The following is an 18652-nucleotide window of genomic DNA, read 5'->3' on the forward strand; positions in this document are numbered from 1 at the left end:
ATGTGTATAATATCAAAGAATCATACACAAAGGCGAAATGATATGCGAACCAACATCATAATAGATGACAATCTAATGCAACAGACCCTACAAGCCACAGGCATTAAAACTAAAAAAGAAGCCGTCGAACAAGGGCTAAAGCTACTCTTGCAAAAAAGCCAACAACAAAAAATCCGTGACTTACGGGGCAAACTGCATTGGGAAGGCGACTTAGCCGAAATGCGTAAAACAGGTGTTGAAGCGTGAACTTGCCTATCATCGCTGATACTAGTGTTTGGATAGACTATTTTAACGGTCATTCAACACCTCACACCGATTTTTTGGACACGCAACTTGAGGCAAGTAATGTGGCGATTTTTGATGTGATTTTGATGGAAATCTTGCAAGGTTTTCGCCTTGATACAGACTACAATCAAGCCAAAAATTCCCTTGATAGTTTATTATGTTACGATATTTTAAACCAACAAAATGCGATTAAGTACGCTGATTATTACCGCCAATTACGCAAACAAGGCATTACCATTCGTAAAGCCAATGATGTGATGATTGCTAGTTTTTGCGTTGAACATCAATTACCCCTGTTATTTTGCGATAGGGATTTTATTCCGTTTACTCAGCATTTTGGGTTGATTGCTGCATTGAATTTTAGTTAATTCAAGACTGCCGTGGATCAAACGCATCTCGCAGCGCTTCCCCAATAAAAATCAGCAGCGACAACACAATCGTCAAACTAAAAAACCCTGCCAAAGCCAGCCACGGAGAATCCAAATTATCTTTTCCCTGTGAGATTAGCTCCCCCAAAGACGGCGACCCTGCCGGCAAGCCATAGCCCAAATAATCGAGCGTGGTGAGTGCCGTGATATTCGCCGTCAAAATAAACGGCAACTGCGACAGACTCGACGACATCGCATTGGGCAAAATATGGCGAAACATAATCTTGGCATCTGACACCCCCATCGCTTTTGCCGACCGCACATAATCAAAATTTCTTGCTCGCAAAAACTCAGCACGCACCAGACCAACGAGCCCCATCCAGCCAAAGAGCAGCATTAAGCCAAACAACACAAACACGCTTGGGCTAAACAGACTGACCAAAATAATAATCATAAACAGCTGTGGCAGACCGCCCCATACTTCCATTAACCGCTGACCCACCAAATCTGTCCAGCCGCCAAAATACCCTTGCACCGCCCCCACCGTAATGCCAATGATTGACCCTGCCACCGTCAACGCCAACCCAAATAATAGCGATACACGCAAGCCATACAATACCCTTGCCAGTACATCTCGACCTTGGTCGTCCGTGCCGAGCCAGTTCTCGCTATTTGGCGGCGCAGGAAACGGCTCATCACGACTCACACTTGGTGTTTGGTCAGCAAACGGTATCATAGGCTCAATCATGTAGCCATGTTGGTTGATTAGGTCTTTGACCACAGGGTCTTGGTAATTGGTTTCGGTTTCGAACACACCGCCAAAGGTGGTTTCGGGGTAAGACTTGACGATGGGAAAATACCAGTGATTTTGGTAATTAACCAGTATCGGCTTGTCATTGGCGATAAGGTTTGCCCCCATGCAGGCAAGGAAAATCAAGCTAAACATGATGAGCGAAAAAAATCCCAACCGATTACGCCGAAAGCGGTGAATGCGCGCTTGCCAAACAGGATGTTTTATCAGCATTAGCGACCCTCAAAATCAATACGGGGATCAATGAGATGATAAGTCACATCACTTATCAACTGCAAAATCAGCCCCATCAAGGTAAAAATAAACAACGTGCCAAAAATCACCGGATAATCGCGTTGCCCAATCGCTTCAAACCCCAGTCGTCCCAAACCATCCAAATTAAAAATCACTTCAATCAAAAAATTGCCGGTAAAAAATATTCCCACAATCGCCGATGGCAAGCCTGCAATAATAATCATCATCGCATTGCGAAATACATGACCGTATAGCACTTTTTTTTCACTTAACCCTTTACTGCGAGCAGTCAGCACGTATTGTTTGTTCAACTCTTCCATAAAACTAAACTTGGTCAAATACGCGAGTCCCGCAAACCCGCTAATCGTGCTTGCCGTGATGGGCAATGCCAAATGCCAAAAATAATCTTTGATTTTGCCAAACGTGGACAGTTTATCAAAATTCTCACTCACCAAGCCTTGTAGCGGAAAAATTTGCCAATAACTCCCCCCTGCCAACATCACCAGTAACACCACCGCCAACACAAACACAGGCACGGCATAACTCACCGCAAGCAGCAATGCGGTGGTTTTATCCATCAGTGAATTATGGCGTCTGGCTTTGGCAATCCCTAGCGGCACAGCGATTAAATAAATCAGTAGCGTACTCCAAAGCCCTAGCGAAATCGACACGGGCATTTTATCCAAAATCAGCTGTGACACAGGTTTGCCTTTAAAAAACGAGGTACCAAAATCGCCCTTGGCATAGCTTGTCAGCATGAGCCAAAATCGCTCGGGCGCGGATTTATCAAAGCCGTATTGTTTTTTGATAGCCTCGACCATGTCTGGCGATAGACCGCGACTGCCTTGATAAGTGGTCGTCGACAGTTGGGTTTGGGTGGCGCCCTGTTTTTGTTCTGCTTCAATTTGGGATATTTTTTGCTCGACAGGCCCTCCGGGAGCGGCTTGTACAATGATAAAATTGGTGAGTAGAATCAAAAACAAGGTGGGGATGATTAATAACAGCCGTTTAAGAATATATTTGCTCATAGTTATCCCTCATTATTAGCCTTAATGGTTACCTTTAATTGTTGCCATTAAAAGTTATTTTTTAGTTGACGTAAGGCTTTAAATATCTCAAACGGGCTGTCATCCTCAATTCCTGTCTGCGTTTGTACGGTGTTTATCATTTCATTACTGGGTGCAATCACTGCACGCATAAACGGATTGATGGCTTTTTCATCGGCAAGCGTGGTTGGCAAAGTCGGCTTATTCTGACTGCGTAACTGGTTGTCGTGTTCAATCGCTTTCTGTATGGCAGGATTGTTTGGCTCAATAAACTGAGCAAAGTTAAGATTTGATAAGGTATACTCATGGGCAGGATAAAATAGCGTTTCATCGTCATGTAACTGCGCGAAACGGTCAAAGCTTTCAAACAACGTCTCAATCGTGCCTGTGAAAACACGGCCACAACCTGCGCGAAATAGCGTATCTCCACAAAAAATATGCAGACGGTTATCAAGTGTCAATAAATACGCTAAATGATTTTCGGTATGCCCTGCCACCTGCCACACCTGCACAGGACTGCCCCAAGCGGTTAATTCGCGCCCTTCAGCCACAGCGATTAGATTGTTGGCATTGATTAATGGGTGAATATTGACGTGTGCAAAAATCTGTGCGTTTGGAAACGTATTTGCCAATGCTGTTACGCCGCCGATGTGGTCGCTGTGATGATGGGTTACCCATATTTGGGTGATGGTTAGATTTTCACGGTTGACAAACTCTAAAACAGGCTCAGCATCGCCAGCATCAACAATAATCACTTCTTGTGTTTCATCGTTGATAATCGCCCAAATATAGTTGTCAGTGAAGGCTGAGATTGGGTGGATTTTTAGCATTGTTTTATTCCTTATTATTTTCCTAAATATTGCATGACTTGTGCTTGTTTGTCTTTGTTCGCCCACCAATAATCGATGCCGATGGCATTGCTTGGCAGTGGCCCATGCTCATAAAATTTCCAATACGCCACATTGTCAATATGCTTGCCATAAGTCGGCACGACATAATAGCCCGCCCGTAGCAGACGGTCTAACACTTTGCTATACAGCACAATATCGTCACGATTCTTTGACACTATGAGTTTGGCAATCACCGCATCAATGGCTTTGTTTTTGATACCCGCCGAGTTTTGGTTGCCTTTTTCGTCTGCGGCTTGTGAGCCCCACATATAGGTTTGCTCGGCGCCAGGTGACAAACTTTGGGCAAACATATCGATAATCATGTCGTAGTCGTATCTGCGAGTGCGCTCTAGGTACTGGGGGACATCGGCTTGGCGAAAGCTGGCATCAAACCCTAGCCGCTGCAGGTTACGTAAAAAAGGTAGCACAATGCGTGCATTCTTGTCATCGGCGGATAAAAATTCCAGTTTGGCGGGCTGACCATCTGGCTGATATAGCTTCATATTTTGGTATTTGAAACCCGCTTGTAGCAGCAATTCACGCGCTTTTAATAAATTGTCTCGATTAAATCCATCGCCAGTTGATTTGGGGGCTTGCCAATCGCTTAAAACAGCCTGTCTTTGAATGGGCTCAAGGTCAGGTAATAGCGGATTGATAACCGCCAGTTCTTGAGGCGTTGGTGTGCCGGTGGCGGCAAGTTCTGAGCCATGAAAAAAACTTTGCAAGCGCTCATACTGCCCATAAAACATGGTTTTATTGAGCCATTCAAAATCATACGCCAGTGTGATGGCTTGGCGCACCCGAATATCTTGAAAAATCGGTCGGCGCAAATTCATCACAATCGCTTGCATCGGTACGGGATTGTTATTGGCGATTTGCGCTTTGGTGATCATGCCTGCTTTGACGGCAGGAAAGTTATAACCCGTCGACCATGTCCGCGCTTTGTTTTCGGCACGGAAAAAATATTCGCCGGATTTAAAGCCTTCAAATGCCACTTCGGGGTTTTGATAATACACATACTTAATTTGGTCAAAATTATAACGACCGACATTCACCACCACGCCTGCTTCAGGTTTGGCGCCCCAATAATTGGGGTCGCGCACATAGGTAATGGCGCGTCCTGCATCGATTGTGCCGATTTTATACGCGCCACTGCCCATCAGTGGCGTCAATCCGACTTTATCAAAATAGCCATCAATCGATTTTTTTGACCAAATCGGCATTTGCGCGACGGTCAGTTTGATTTCTTGGTTGTCTTTGGATTTAAAAATAAATTTGACGGTTTGTCGATCTATCACTTGGGTTTCTTTGACATCGGATAGATAGCTACGCATACTCATCACGCCTTTTGTGAGCAGTGCATCCATACTGGCTTTGACGTCTTGCGCCGTCACAGGCGTACCATCCCAAAAATAGGCTTTGGGGTTGATGTGATAGATAACCCAGCTTGGGTCATCTGGGTCATAAGTGACTTTATCCGCCAGTAGTGGGTACTGCACAAACGCTTCAGACAGCGAGCCTGTCATCAAACTTTCAAACAAATAATCGGTGCCGGTCACAGGTGTACCGACATCAATCCATTTATTAATGCTGTCAAAGGTGCCGATGGCAGATAGGCTTAACACACCGCCTTTGGGGGCGTTGGGATTGGCATAGGGTAAATGAGAGACATGGGCAAATTGCGCAGTACTGTTGTGAGCGATAGACGTGCCAGTGATGATGGCAGTATTGGCAGCAGACGCGACCACTAATAAGCCCAGCACCCAGCATTTTTTGCCAAATGTCAGGCGAGTGACTGCCCTCATCCAGTGGGCTGGTTTTATCATCCTGTCTTTTTTCACTTGTATCCCCCTGACCCCTTCGCCTATTTTTCAAAAAACATTGGTATTGCTAACTGTTATCCCTCATATGTCCCACACCCGCTAACTATAAAAAAGACTTAACAAGCATTTTAGCTGTTAAGTCTTAATGTAGCATGATTGTTAAATCTTTTTATACGCTAGTTTGTTCAAACTGCTGCATAAATTTGATTAACTTTTCAATGGTCGCCAAATCAATCGCGTTATAAATACTGGCGCGCATGCCGCCCACTGTACGGTGTCCTTTAAGATTCAAAAATCCTGCTTCGTCGGCTTTAGCTAAGAAGGTTTTATCAAGTTGACTATCTGCCAAGGTGAAGGGTACATTCATGATTGAGCGGTTGTCTTTGTTGACAGGGTTTTGGTAAAAATCGCTTTGGTCGATAAATTCATACAGCTTTTGCGCTTTTAACAAATTTTGTTGATAGATTGCCTCGACACCCCCTTGCTCAAGCAACCATTCAAACACCAAACCTGCCAAATACCAAGAAAAAGTTGCGGGGGTATTGACCATCGAATCATTGTCGGCTTGGTTTTTATAGTCCAAGATACTTGGGCAAACTAAGTTGGCATGACCGATCAAATCATCACGGACAATCACAAGTGTCAAACCCGCAGGACCGATATTTTTTTGCGCACCTGCATAAATCAGTCCAAATTTTGATACATCTATTGGGCTAGATAGGATGCAAGATGACATATCCGCCACGATGGGTACATTCACCGCTGGCACATCAAACATCGCCAAACCATTAATGGTCTCGTTGGGGCAATAATGGAAATAATCGGCGTTGTCATTAAGTTGCCAGCTATCACGTGGGGGTACAGTGGTATAGTTGCTGTCTTTGGCAGAAGCGACGACATTGATTTTGCCTAGCCCTGCTTGCTCATAGCGTTTGGCTTCGCTAATGGCTTTTTTAGACCAAATGCCGGTGTCTAAATAATCAGCTTCCCCTTTGAGTAAATTCAAAGGAATGGCTGAAAACTGCAGGCTTGCGCCACCTTGCAAAAATAGCACTTTATAATTGTCAGGAATGTTCATGAGCTTGCGCAAATCCTGCTCGGCTTTTGAGGCAATACCCACAAATTCACTGCTACGGTGGCTCATCTCCATCACCGACATGCCTGAGCCATGCCAATTTAACAATTCGGCTTGCGCTTTTTGAAGCACCGCAGTCGGCATAGACGCTGGTCCTGCACAAAAGTTAGCAACACGTTGATCAAAGCTGACACTCATAGCACGTTCCTTTTTATCGTGTGAAATGTTATCGTGTGAAATGAAATAAAAAAATACTTTACCACAATATGGCTAGTCGATGAATCATAAAGATGAGCCCTCAATCGGAGGCTTATTGCACTCAACTTGATAGCAACTGCCAAAGTTGGCGTTTTAGGCGATAATCATCGAGCATATCTACCAGATAAGGCAGACGCTGTATCGGTTGTTCATCTAGACAGTCAGGCAATGGCGTTAATGCGCCCACCTTGGGATTGCCTTGATTGATACGGTATAAAAATCCTGAAAACCCTGCGACTGCCATCGGGTAGCTGCTCATTAATTGCACCGTGGCTTTGGGTAAATGCTGGCTATCGGTGAGCAAAGGAAAGTTAAAAAAATGCACTAACGCTTTTAACCCACTGATGATTTGTTGCCATAACTGGTGTTGGCGGCTGTCTGTCTGCAAAAAATGACTGTCAACCACCAGTGTCCACTCACCCACCACTATCGCCTGCACATCAAAACTGGCAGTGAGCAATTCATCATTGAGCTGTTCATTATTTGGCGCAGGGTCGCTTTTTAAAGGTGAATGATGGGGTAAAGATGAATCGTTGGGTAAAGCTGCATCATGGAGGTGAAAATCTGCCAGACTCGCTGGGGGTAATTCTGCTACGCTCCCAACGGCATCATCCGTAATAACAGGATGATTGAAGTCTGGCGTTGTATCAATGGGCGCAAGTTCGCTAGTTAACCCAGTTTGAGCGGGATGTAACTGCTGTGGCATGGCAGCAAGGGTCTCAACCGCTTGATAGGAAGAAACAACCTCAAAATCTTCTACATTAGCAAACGTTTTGACAGGGCAATCTTGGCGCACCCAACGCGTAACACCCATCTGCGCCAGTATTTCGCTTTGCCAGGCATCGTACTGCTGCTCATCAAAGGTAAGGTCAGGTACAGTCATACCAATGTTAACTCAAGTTGAATGGGGCAATGCATTGTAGCAACCTTATGGCAACCAAATACCCCTATTAAAAAATTATACAATCGGGGTGAGCGGCACAGTGACATCTGCATTTTGCCCACGATGACGCAGATAATGGTCTAACAGCACAATAGCAAGCATGGCTTCTGCTATCGGCGTAGCACGCACACCGACACAAGGATCATGCCGCCCTTTGGTTAACATCTCTACTGCATTGCCGTGAATATCAATACTTTGACCCGGGGTGGTGATACTGGCAGTAGGTTTTAGCGCAATACTCACTACAATCGTCTGACCCGATGAAATTCCCCCTAAAATTCCCCCGGCATGGTTGGCCTTAAAGCCGTCCAAGGTTAACTCGTCGCGAGACTCATGCCCAAACTGTCCCGCCACTGCCATGCCATCGCCAATTTCAACGCCTTTGACGGCATTGATGCTCATCATCGCATGGGCGATATCCGCATCAAGCCTGTCAAACACAGGCTCACCCAATCCCACAGGCACACCCGATGCCAATATGGTAAGCTTTGCGCCACAGCTTGTCCCTTGCTCACGGCATTGGGTAATCAGCTGCTCAAACTTTGGCAAGGCGTCTATATCTGCACAAAAAAATGGGTTACTGTTGACAAATTCCCAATCAATCGTATCTTCAGGTATCTGTTTGGCAATCACATCACCAATCTGGGTCACATAACCGCGGACTTCTACCCCCAGCCGTTGTTTCAAATATTTCTTGGCAATCGCGCCCGCTGCCACTCGCATTGCCGTTTCGCGCGCTGATGAGCGACCACCGCCACGATAATCGCGAAACCCATATTTCATGCTATAAGTATAATCGGCATGGTTGGGACGAAAGGTGTCTTTAATATCGCTATAATCTTTGGATTTTTGGTTGGTATTGCGAATTAAAAGCCCGATAGAAGTACCTGTCGTTTTACCCTCAAACACGCCAGAGATAATTTCAACTGCATCGTCTTCACGGCGCTGGGTCGCAAATTTTGAGGTACCGGGCTTACGACGATCCAAGTCAATTTGCAGATCTGCTTCGGTTAAAGGCAACCCTGGTGGCACGCCGTCAACGATTGCCATAAGTCCTGCGCCATGTGATTCGCCACAGGTGGTGACGGTAAAAACTTGCCCGATGGTATTGCCTGCCATTTATGCTCCGCTTAATTTATCATCAATACTTACAAATCAAATAATAGGTTTGTTGCACCCTGTTCATATATTGTTTTTTTTAGCCATTATCTAACTCGTTAAATCAACAAGCCCAATCAGCAAGTTAAAGATAGTAACCCCAAACAAGCGCTTACTTAAGAAGCGCTCACATACTGCTCAAAATATGCCCGATTTTCCATCAATTCATCATAATCCATGGCAAAAATCCCATGCCCGCCATGTGCAAAGGTTAACCAATCAAACTGAATTTCAGGATAGGCTTGGCGCAGTGCCCATTCACTATCCCCCACCTCGCACACCAGCAAGCCGTCACGAGTCAGATAATCTGGGGCGTTATATAAAATATGATGCACCAAATCCAAGCCATCTTGTCCCGCTGCCAACGCGTGGTCTGGCTCATGCAAGAACTCGGGTGGCAAATCTGCCATCGTTGCCGCATCGACATACGGCGGGTTGGTCACAATCAAATCATATTGATTTTCTGCAGGTACTTTTTCAAATAAGTTTGACTCAATCAAATTGACTTGATGGTTCATATGATGATGTTCCACATTGACCGCTGCCACTTCCAGCGCGTTTTTATCGATATCACTGGCATCGACCATTGCATCAGGGAAACGGCTTGCCAAGGCAATGGCAATACAGCCTGAACCTGTACACAAATCAAGCATACGCTCTGGTTGTGCTAACTGTTTATCATACAATCCGTGGTCATGAAATTTTTTGTCATTAGTAGTGCCACTGATTTTTTCAACCAAATCATTCGGTTCAAAATACGGATAAAACTGCTGGCGAATCAGCTCAGCAATTGGCGAGCGTGGAATCAATACCCGTTCATCCACATAAAATGGCAAATCGCAAAAATAAGATAAATTAATTAAATAACTTAAAGGCTTACGTTCAACGATACGGCGCTGCAACAATGTCAATACTTCTGATTTTTCGCTATTGGTCAGGCGGCAATCTAAAATTTGCTCATCGGCAGACCAATCAAGCGACAAGGTTTGTAGCACAATGGCAGAAGCTTCAGCAAACTCATCTGTGGTACCTTGCGCCACTACCACATCATACTCGCGTAATTTACTGACCCCAAAACGGATAAAATCGCGAATCGTTTTTAGGGTTTGGTGTGCTTCAGCAAACTCTTGTTGCATGGTGTCAAAAATGTCATCTGATTCGCTTTCTTCATCCATATCAAGTGCTTGCAAATCGATTTGCAAATCGTCAAGGTTTTGTAAATCTTGATTTTGGTCAAAAGATGGCGTGTGAGAAACATTGACTGATGCAAATGGCGATGATGACATAGTGGTTAACCTAAAAAATTTTGAATTAAAATTATAATATACTTTGATTTTTTTACAAATTATTTAACAAGCTAAAGTCATTTAACAAATTAAAGGGTCGCAGATTTGTACAATTCAATTTTTCATCATAAAGCTGTTCAATAAACATTGTAAAAATAAATGTTGCTCGCAGGGTTAAATATTTTAAACACTTTTTTGCCTTAATTTTGCTATAAGAATACAGCTTGGTTAAAAAATTTTACCATTATCTATCGCGCGATTTGTTAATGTTAAACTTAGGATAGGTAAATTTATCTATGGAACAATTTGACTATAGAAATTCAACTAAAGAGCAGTTTAACTAGGGCGCAAGGTTGTTAAACGCTTTGCCAAAATCTACTTAAACTACCATGCTATCAACCCATAAGTCATTGCCCAAAAGGTCGGTTTTTATAGTAAAGTTGGTTTTTATAGTATAATTACTTCCAATTTTTGCTTTTACTATTCATTATTTTTATTTGTTATTGCCCATTATTGAGTCAATCCATGAAAAAATTTGTACTGTCTACCCTAGCTTGTCTAATTGCCAATCAAGCATTTGCAGCCACCAACACGGTCTCAGAAACCACTACCGCCAAAACGGCACCCGCCACCAAAGCTGTGACCAAAAAAACGACCACGACTAAAACTGCCACCACGAAAGCGGCTAGCGCCTCTACCGCAGCCGCGACTGCTAAAAAAACCACCAGCGATAGCAAAACGGCTACAAAATCGCAAAGCAAAACCGCTACTGCTAAAAAACCGCAAACAGCCAAGCCTACAGCTAGCGTCACGCAATCTACTACTATCCCCAAAGGCGCATCGGCTGCTGCGGCAACTGCGGTAAAACCAACGGCAACTTCAACCGATATTCCCTTGACGCCAGTCCCAGCTACTACCACGGCATTAGGCATTAAAGATGATGCCAACCAAACCGGTATTGATAATGACTATACCTCGGGTGCAGGTGTTGCAGGCGCGAGCTCTGAAGAGATTGACACTGCCACGACGGCTGCGCCAACCTTTGACCCGACAACGGTGGGCAGTAATAAAACAGCAACGACCCCTGCCAGTTTCTCCAATCTCAATTTGTCTGAATATGCACAATTAGTCAATAGTGCCGACTGGAAACCCGGTCAAAATGTTAATTCAGCAACGACCTTAAAACTTCAAGCCTTGTTAGATTGGAATCATGCTTCACCGGGTCCGATTGATGGCGGCTGGGGTATGAATGCCAAAAAAGCGCTCAAAAATTTCCAAGCCATGCACGGACTACCCCAAGATGGCCGTATGAACGCCGAGGTTTGGAAACTGTTAAATGAAAAAATCCCTGCCAATCAGCCTGTGTTGGTCGGTTATACCTTGACGCAAGAAGATATCAAAGGTCCGTATCAGCCAACACCAAGTGGTAGTGAAGCCAAATCTAAAATGAAAGGTCTATACTATCAAGACGTCCAAGAAATGTTGGCTGAACGTTTCCACATGGATATTCGCTATCTTAAAAAGCTCAATGCCGATAAAAAATTCACTGAGGGTGAAACCATCACCGTGTTTAACCCAGGCGCGCCACTCAATGAGAAAATCACCCATTTGGTTGCCAAAAAAGCGGACAATATCTTATACGCTTATAACGGTGATAGGCTCATTGCCACTTATCCTACCACGGTCGGTAGTAGCGACACCCCCTCACCCACAGGCAGTTTGACGATTGTCAATCGCGTCAAAAACCCTTGGTACCGCGCCAGTAGCGGCGAAGGCAAAGATAAAAAAGTGTTTATGTTGCCGCCCGGACCCAACGGTCCAGTCGGTGTGGTGTGGATGGGACTGAGTAAACCATCATATGGTATCCATGGTTCGCCCGTTCCGGAAGGCATTAGCCGTCAAGCCTCGCACGGCTGTGTTCGCTTAACCAACTGGGATGTGCTTGAAGTGTATGCCAATGTTGATACAGGCGCCAAGGTAGATTTACAGTAGCTATTGAGCCATAGCGTTTAGCCTCATAATGTGACGTGAATGCTATACGCTTTTAACCCTATGAGCCATAAAAAAACCGCTTAGCTTTTGTTAGTTAAGCGGTTTTTGCTATGTATTAGTTATCTAGTCAGTTGCTGCATTATCAAAGCGCCGTTTATGGTGTGACAGTTAGGAGGTGACAGTTAGGGTTAGGAGGTGACAGTTAGGGTGTGACAGGGGGTTTATTCATACCTAAGCTCTGTAGTTTTTTTACCACAATCCAAGCAATCGGAATTGACAGCATCAGCCCTATAATGGCTGCCGTCACAATGTGTTGAGCCTCATCAAAACCGGTCACCAACGCAATGGTCATTAAAACACCGATAGTCACACCAGAAGCGATTGTAAAAATTGCGCTAAATAATTGCCAGTTCATAACAACTCCTTATCATTGCGTTTACGGATGTATTTGTTAGGTATAGTTATAATCCAATCCCACACTCAAAACAAGGAAAAAAAAGATTAAACAAATGCACAACCTAAAACAATTGGTTATCAATTCCACATTTTTAGTAAGGTTTAATTTGAATCAAATCTATTGAGAAATCTAAGAAACTCGCGTTTTTTTCCGATTAATATCATCGATATCGAGGAATTTAATTGGCTTTATAAGCATTAATGAAAAAAAATTCCACCCAGTTTTTTAAGTTTGATGGCACATTATTTAGTAACTATGAACCAATAACATGACTTGGATAAAAAATTTGGGTAAAAAAATTTTCTGTAATCTGCTATGTTAGCGGTGTTTATCAATTGTTTAACACAGTAAAGGACAGGAGTATTTAACATGCATCAACAATTTTCTTTTTTCACCGCTATTAAGCTAGCTACTAAACGCTTAGCTAATAAACGCCAAGCTACTAAACGCATAGGAAGTGCCGCTGCAGTGATTGGCTCAGCCATCGCCTTGGTCGGTTGCGCCTCTACCACAGGTACTGGTGTGATGGATGCTAATAACACCATCGGCACTGCCAACAATGTCGGCATGGCGATATTTAAAGCCGCGGTGAATCAACAATGCCAAACTCAATTACAAAATAACCAATACTGGCGCTTGGGCAGTGTATTGATGACTTCCGACAAGCAAGCAGAGGTAGCGAGCAATGTCTGTGGCTGCGTCAGCGAAAAAGCCCCGCAGTCCGTCACCATTGTCGATTTGACCACAGCAGCAGTTGACCCGACCGCGCGCAATGTCATTGTGGCGCGTGCGGTATCGAATACCTTGCAGCAATGCGTGGGCGAATTTGTTAAGTAAATATTAACTTGCTACCGAGTGCGCGCTACTATATAATAGCGCACCTTGTTTATACCAATATAGTTGGATGATTCTAACTTAGGTGCATTCAATCTCCTTGCTGTTGACACGGGGTCAACGGCTGTTTAATCCGTGAGGAGTCTTTATGAGACATTATGAACTGGTATTATTGGTTCACCCAGACCAAAGCGACCAAGTGGTTGGCATGGTTGAGCGCTATATCAACTTAGTAAAAGAACAAGGTGGTGCTATCCATCGCCTAGAAGATTGGGGTCGTCGTCAATTAGCTTACCCAATCAACAAAGTTCACAAAGCGCACTATGTGCTATTAAACATCGAAGCGGGTCAACAAACCCTTGATGAGCTTGAAGAATTATTCCGTTATAACGATGCTATCATTCGTAGCTTAGTTATCCGTCGTGACGAAGCGATTACTGAAGAATCACCATTAGCAAAAAGTGCTGAAGAAAAACGTGCTCGTAAAGCTTCACGCCGTAACGATACAGCTCAAGATGACTATCAATCAAATGATGATGAGTCAGAAGTTGATGCTGAAGACAACAACGACGAATAATTAAGGAGACTAATCATGGCACGTTTTTATCGCCGCCGTAAATTTTGCCGTTTTACTGCTGAAGGCATTACCCATATCGATTATAAAGATATCGAAATCCTAAAACAGTATGTCACTGAAAGTGGCAAAATCGTACCAAGCCGTATCACTGGTACTTCAAACAAATATCAACGCCAATTGGCTGTAGCAATCAAACAAGCACGTTATCTTGCGTTGATTCCTTACACTGACAGCCAAAAATAAACCGAGGAGTGATATATGCAAGTTATTTTATTACAACGTATCGCTAACCTAGGTAAACTAGGCGATACTGTTAATGTAAAAGCAGGTTACGGTCGTAACTTCCTTGTACCACAAGGTAAAGCATTACCAGCCACTGCTTCTAACATCGAAAAATTTGAAGCACGCCGTGCAGAACTTGAAAAAGTAGAAGCTGATGAATTAGCGGCTGCTAATGCCCGTGCTGAAGCGCTACAGGACGTTAATGTTATCATCCGTGCAAAATCAGGTGATGAAGGCAAGCTATTTGGTTCTATCGGTACTCGCGATATCGCCGATGCCTTAACCAAATCTGGTTTACCTGTTGACCGTTCAGAAGTTAAATTGCCTGAAGGTGCATTACGTCAAATTGGCGAATATAATGTTGATATCCAATTACATCACGATGTAATGACCAACATTCAAGTCACTATCTTGGCAGAAGATTCAGCTGTTTAATTGATTGTTGACTTATCAAAAAGAGATGGCTTTGCTGTCTCTTTTTTTATTGTTTGCGGCGTAAAAAATTAACAAAAAAGCCTAAAACTCAAGCTGATTTCATTCAAAAAAATTGCTGTTTTTTTATATTTTTCTCATTAGAATTTGGATGGTTTTTTCGGTATATTGACTGTTCTGTTTCGATGCGTGTATTAGACTCACAATTTGCAAGCGATAACTTTTAGCAAAATTTTGCCCTTTCAAACCATTTAAAATAACTTTATCACAGGTCATCATGGCAGACGATAAAACCAAAGAGAACGATCTTAAGACTACTTCGCTGACGCAGCACCAACCGCACAGTATGGACTTAGAAAAGTCCGTCCTGGCGTCGCTGATGAGCCTTGAAGAGTCGTTTGATCGCATCTCGGATATTATTACCAAATATGATTTTTATGCACAGCGCCATCAATATATTTTTGATGCCATCTCTCATCTTGCCAATGCCAATGAGCCGTATGATGCCACCATGGTAATGGACTGGCTCGATATGCAAAAACTGCTTGAGCCCGCGGGCGGCAGCGATTATCTAGGCGATATCCTATCGCAAAGCCCAGCGACACTGTTTAACCTGACTGCTTATGCGCAGCGGGTAAAAGAATTTTCGACCTTACGCCAAATCATCAAAGCCGGTAGCCATATGCTGGAGCTTGCCTTTGACCCAAAAAATCAAAGTGTCAGTGATATTTTAGACACCGTTGAAAGCGAAATTTTTGCCATCAATGAAACCCATAGTCGCCAGTCAAAACACAAGGGCCCTACCCAACTAAGCGATGTTATTACCAATGTCGTCGATAATATCCGAGAACTTAAAGACCATCCTGAAGGTATGATTGGGCTTAAGACGCCGTTTGAAGAACTCAATAATAAAACCCAAGGACTGCAAGCAGGCGATCTCATTATCGTGGCAGCACGTCCTTCGATGGGTAAAACCACGTTTGCGATGAATTTAGCAGAGAGCATTTTACACAATACCGATTTGCCGGTGGTGGTGTTTTCGATGGAAATGCCTGCCGAGTCAATTGTGATGCGTCTATTGTCCTCTTGGGGGGCCATCAACCAAACCCATTTGCGCTCAGGTCAAATGAACGAAGATGAATGGGGTAAACTCTCCAACGCCATCGCCCATCTGCATGATAAAAAATTGTATATCGATGACAGTACGGCGCTACCGCCATCTGAGGTTCGTTCGCGCTGTCGCCGTATTGCCAAAGACAATGATGGCAAACTTGGCATGGTAATGGTCGATTATCTACAATTGATGAAAGTCCCAGGCTTAGGCGACAACCGCGTGGGTGAGATTTCGGAGATTTCACGAAGCTTAAAAGCGCTTGCTCGTGAGATGAATTGCCCGGTGGTGGCTTTATCACAGCTGAATCGGAGCTTGGAGAATCGCCCCAACAAACGCCCGATTATGTCGGACTTACGGGAGTCGGGTGCCATTGAGCAGGATGCCGATTTGATTATGTTCATTTATCGTGATGAGGTTTATAATGAAAACAGCGATGCTAAAGGCACAGCTGAGATCATTATTGGTAAACAGCGTAATGGGCCCATTGGTACGGTGCGCCTGTCCTTTGAAGGGCAATTTACCCGTTTTGGTAACTTAACTCCTGATTTTTACCAAACCGCTTCCTTTAGCGAACCTGATGAATAAAAATTTTACTGCAACAAGGTCAAGATTGTGCGTCAAACCAGCATCACCATTGATTTATCAGCCCTCACCCATAACTTACAACGCGTCAAAGATTATGCCCCGACCGCCAAGGTATTAGCCATGGTCAAAGCCAATGCCTACGGGCATGGCGCCGTCAACTGTTTACCCGCCGTAGCACAAGCCGATGCCTTAGGTGTTGCTTGTTTGCAAGAAGCGATAGAACTACAACAGGCGGGCTGGCAAAAATTAATGGTAGTGATCGAAGGCGCGTTTTCATTAGCAGAATGGCAATATTGTATAGCGCATCAAATCGAATGCGTGGTGCACCACCAACGCCAATTAGACTGGGCGTTGCAGCAGCCTGCAAAAACCGGCGCAACCGTCTGGCTAAAACTAAACACTGGCATGAACCGCCTTGGCTTTACATCGGATGAAGTCAGGGAAATTGCCCAGCAATTAACTGAGGCAGGTTACGAAATTGTTTTGACCACCCATTTTGCCAACGCTGATGTCATCGATCATCCCAATAACCAACAACAATTTGAATTATTTGATTCAACCCTACAAATGCTACGTGAGCAAATCAACCCAGCGATTAAAGGCTCTTTGTGTAATTCAGCTGGAATTGTGAACTGGTCAGACCGCCATTACGATTGGGTACGCCCAGGCATTATCTTGTATGGGGCAACGCCTGTAAATCATGCCACTGCCAAACAGCTAAACCTGCAACCCGTCATGCATTTTAATGCCAGTATCATGGCAATTCATACGCTAAAAGCGGGCGATAGCGTGGGTTATGGTAGTCGCTGGACTGCCCAAGCCCCAGCGCGTATCGGCATTGTCAGCGTGGGTTATGCCGATGGTTATCCAAGGGTGATTAGCGATGATGCCTATGTCGTCGTCGCAGGTCAACAAGCGCCTATCATCGGTCGCGTGGCGATGGATATGTTGATGGTTGATTTGGCCCATACTACTGAGGTAAACCTTGACTGCCCTGTTCAGCTTTGGGGTAACGCACCAACCATTGATGAAGTGGGTAGCTGGAATGACAGCATTAGCTATGAGCTGTTAAGCGTGGTCACCCGACGTCCTACGTGGATTTATCGGTCATAACTGTTAATTACTCTACTGAGGTTAAAGTCACACAAATGCGTCAATTTGCTAGACAGTTTGGATAAATCCGCTATACTGATAGTTTACTGTAATGTTTATTGACAAAATTGGGATGTAGGACAGGCAATGAGTACCCGCCATTTTTTGACGTTATTGGATTTTAGCAAAGAAGAATTAATGCAAGTGATTAAACGCGGTAGCGAACTGCGTTTGATGCAGCATGCAGGGGTTATTTATCAGCCTTTTGTCGGTCGTACCTTGGGTATGATTTTTGAAAAATCGAGTACCCGTACCCGTATTTCGTTTGAAACAGGGATGGGACAATTTGGCGGTCATGCCATATTTTTATCACCTCGCGATACCCAGCTTGGTCGTGGCGAACCGATTGAAGATTCAGCACGGGTCATCTCACGCATGGTCGATATTGTCATGATTCGCACCTTTGAACACAGTATTGTTGAAAAATTTGCCCAGTATTCGCAAGTGCCTGTTATCAATGCACTCACCGATGAACAGCATCCTTGTCAGCTACTAGCCGATATCCAAACCTTTATAGAGCACCGTGGCAGCATCGAAGGCAAAACAGTGACTTGGATTGGGGATGGCAATAATATGTGCGCTTCTTTTATCCATGCCGCGCATCAATTTGGTTTTGAGCTTCGCGTATCCGCGCCTTATGGGTTTGAACCCAATGCCGACCTCATCAAACAGTATTCGCACTGTGTCGAGCTGGTCGAAGATGTTAATGAAGCGGTCAAAGGCTCGCATTTGGTTGCCACCGATGTATGGGCAAGTATGGGGCAAGAGAGCGAGCAAAATACTCGTGCGCGGCGATTTGCCCAATATATGGTAACCCGCTCATTACTGGATAAAGCCGATCCAGACGTATTATTTATGCATTGTCTGCCTGCCCACCGTGGCGAAGAAATCTCCTATGATTTGCTAGAGGATCCGCGTGCTGTAGTATGGGATGAAGCCGAAAATCGTCTGCATGCCCAAAAAGCATTGATGGAATTTTTGTTAACCGATAAAATCAAACTCGCCTAGTCTATGTGGCTTGGGCGTTATTTTTGCGCCCTGCGCTGCCAT

General features: G+C 44.3%; 19 protein-coding genes. 10 read left to right on the plus strand and 9 right to left on the minus strand.

Annotated features, from left to right (window positions below; genetic code table 11):
* The first annotated feature begins 42 nt into the window (after positions 1-42).
* Together RT034_RS06855 and vapC are read left to right on the plus strand one after the other, a co-directional pair.
* Positions 43-246 (plus strand): type II toxin-antitoxin system VapB family antitoxin, encoded by a 204-nt coding sequence (locus RT034_RS06855; protein WP_040403039.1) that lies wholly within the window; start codon positions 43-45, stop codon positions 244-246.
* The gene (gene vapC, locus RT034_RS06860; RefSeq protein ID WP_313015389.1) at positions 243-653 is read left to right on the plus strand and encodes a type II toxin-antitoxin system VapC family toxin; all 411 of its coding nucleotides are present in this window, start codon (positions 243-245) and stop codon (positions 651-653) included. Before RT034_RS06855 ends, vapC begins: the two co-directional genes overlap by 4 nt.
* Before the next feature lies 1 nt (position 654).
* Here the strand turns inward: vapC and RT034_RS06865 are convergent, their stop codons facing one another.
* From RT034_RS06865 to prmB, 8 genes are all read right to left on the minus strand, one after another.
* On the minus strand, positions 655-1677 hold the full coding sequence (locus RT034_RS06865) for an ABC transporter permease (RefSeq protein WP_313015390.1): 1023 nt from the start codon (positions 1675-1677) through the stop codon (positions 655-657).
* A complete protein-coding gene (gene yejB / locus RT034_RS06870; protein WP_313015394.1) occupies positions 1677-2726 on the minus strand; it encodes a microcin C ABC transporter permease YejB in 1050 nt (349 codons plus the stop codon). Before yejB ends, RT034_RS06865 begins: the two co-directional genes overlap by 1 nt.
* A gap of 47 nt (positions 2727-2773) precedes the next feature.
* A complete protein-coding gene (gene gloB / locus RT034_RS06875) occupies positions 2774-3574 on the minus strand; it encodes a hydroxyacylglutathione hydrolase (protein ID WP_313015397.1) in 801 nt (266 codons plus the stop codon).
* Positions 3575-3588: 14 nt separating this feature from the next.
* Entirely contained in the window at positions 3589-5460 is a 1872-nt protein-coding gene (locus RT034_RS06880) for an extracellular solute-binding protein (RefSeq protein ID WP_313015401.1), read from the minus strand.
* 166 nt (positions 5461-5626) lie between these two features.
* Positions 5627-6730: a 3-phosphoserine/phosphohydroxythreonine transaminase gene (gene serC, locus RT034_RS06885; RefSeq protein WP_144917863.1), complete on the minus strand. Its 1104-nt coding sequence runs from the start codon at positions 6728-6730 to the stop codon at positions 5627-5629.
* Positions 6731-6851: 121 nt separating this feature from the next.
* The gene (locus RT034_RS06890; protein ID WP_313015405.1) at positions 6852-7673 is read right to left on the minus strand and encodes a hypothetical protein; all 822 of its coding nucleotides are present in this window, start codon (positions 7671-7673) and stop codon (positions 6852-6854) included.
* Positions 7674-7748: 75 nt separating this feature from the next.
* Complete coding sequence (gene aroC / locus RT034_RS06895) at positions 7749-8852, minus strand: chorismate synthase (RefSeq protein WP_313015408.1); 1104 nt, start codon at positions 8850-8852, stop codon at positions 7749-7751.
* 155 nt (positions 8853-9007) lie between these two features.
* A complete protein-coding gene (prmB, locus tag RT034_RS06900; RefSeq protein ID WP_313015623.1) occupies positions 9008-10066 on the minus strand; it encodes a 50S ribosomal protein L3 N(5)-glutamine methyltransferase in 1059 nt (352 codons plus the stop codon).
* Between the two features lie 636 nt (positions 10067-10702).
* Here prmB and RT034_RS06905 point away from each other — a divergent pair.
* Positions 10703-12169 (plus strand): L,D-transpeptidase family protein, encoded by a 1467-nt coding sequence (locus tag RT034_RS06905; protein ID WP_313015412.1) that lies wholly within the window; start codon positions 10703-10705, stop codon positions 12167-12169.
* Between the two features lie 202 nt (positions 12170-12371).
* On the opposite strand, the gene RT034_RS06910 is transcribed toward RT034_RS06905, so the two are convergent.
* On the minus strand, positions 12372-12584 hold the full coding sequence (locus RT034_RS06910) for a hypothetical protein (RefSeq protein ID WP_313015415.1): 213 nt from the start codon (positions 12582-12584) through the stop codon (positions 12372-12374).
* 411 nt (positions 12585-12995) lie between these two features.
* Between RT034_RS06910 and RT034_RS06915 the strand changes: the two genes are divergently transcribed.
* The 7 genes from RT034_RS06915 (at position 12996) to argF (ending at position 18610) form a co-directional block, all read left to right on the plus strand.
* On the plus strand, positions 12996-13463 hold the full coding sequence (locus RT034_RS06915) for a hypothetical protein (protein WP_313015418.1): 468 nt from the start codon (positions 12996-12998) through the stop codon (positions 13461-13463).
* A gap of 145 nt (positions 13464-13608) precedes the next feature.
* On the plus strand, positions 13609-14037 hold the full coding sequence (rpsF, locus tag RT034_RS06920) for a 30S ribosomal protein S6 (RefSeq protein ID WP_007114929.1): 429 nt from the start codon (positions 13609-13611) through the stop codon (positions 14035-14037).
* Between the two features lie 15 nt (positions 14038-14052).
* Positions 14053-14280: a 30S ribosomal protein S18 gene (gene rpsR, locus RT034_RS06925; protein ID WP_007114928.1), complete on the plus strand. Its 228-nt coding sequence runs from the start codon at positions 14053-14055 to the stop codon at positions 14278-14280.
* Between the two features lie 15 nt (positions 14281-14295).
* Positions 14296-14754, plus strand: a complete 459-nt coding sequence (gene rplI / locus RT034_RS06930) for a 50S ribosomal protein L9 (RefSeq protein ID WP_050325051.1) — start codon at positions 14296-14298, stop codon at positions 14752-14754.
* Between the two features lie 274 nt (positions 14755-15028).
* Complete coding sequence (gene dnaB / locus RT034_RS06935) at positions 15029-16450, plus strand: replicative DNA helicase (RefSeq protein ID WP_313015423.1); 1422 nt, start codon at positions 15029-15031, stop codon at positions 16448-16450.
* Between the two features lie 27 nt (positions 16451-16477).
* Complete coding sequence (alr, locus tag RT034_RS06940) at positions 16478-17563, plus strand: alanine racemase (protein WP_313015425.1); 1086 nt, start codon at positions 16478-16480, stop codon at positions 17561-17563.
* Between the two features lie 126 nt (positions 17564-17689).
* A complete protein-coding gene (gene argF, locus RT034_RS06945) occupies positions 17690-18610 on the plus strand; it encodes an ornithine carbamoyltransferase (RefSeq protein WP_313015429.1) in 921 nt (306 codons plus the stop codon).
* Positions 18611-18652: the final 42 nt, after the last annotated feature.

Source organism: Moraxella sp. CTOTU48841, from assembly GCF_032061225.1.
Taxonomy (GTDB): Bacteria; Pseudomonadota; Gammaproteobacteria; order Pseudomonadales; family Moraxellaceae; genus Faucicola; species Faucicola cinerea.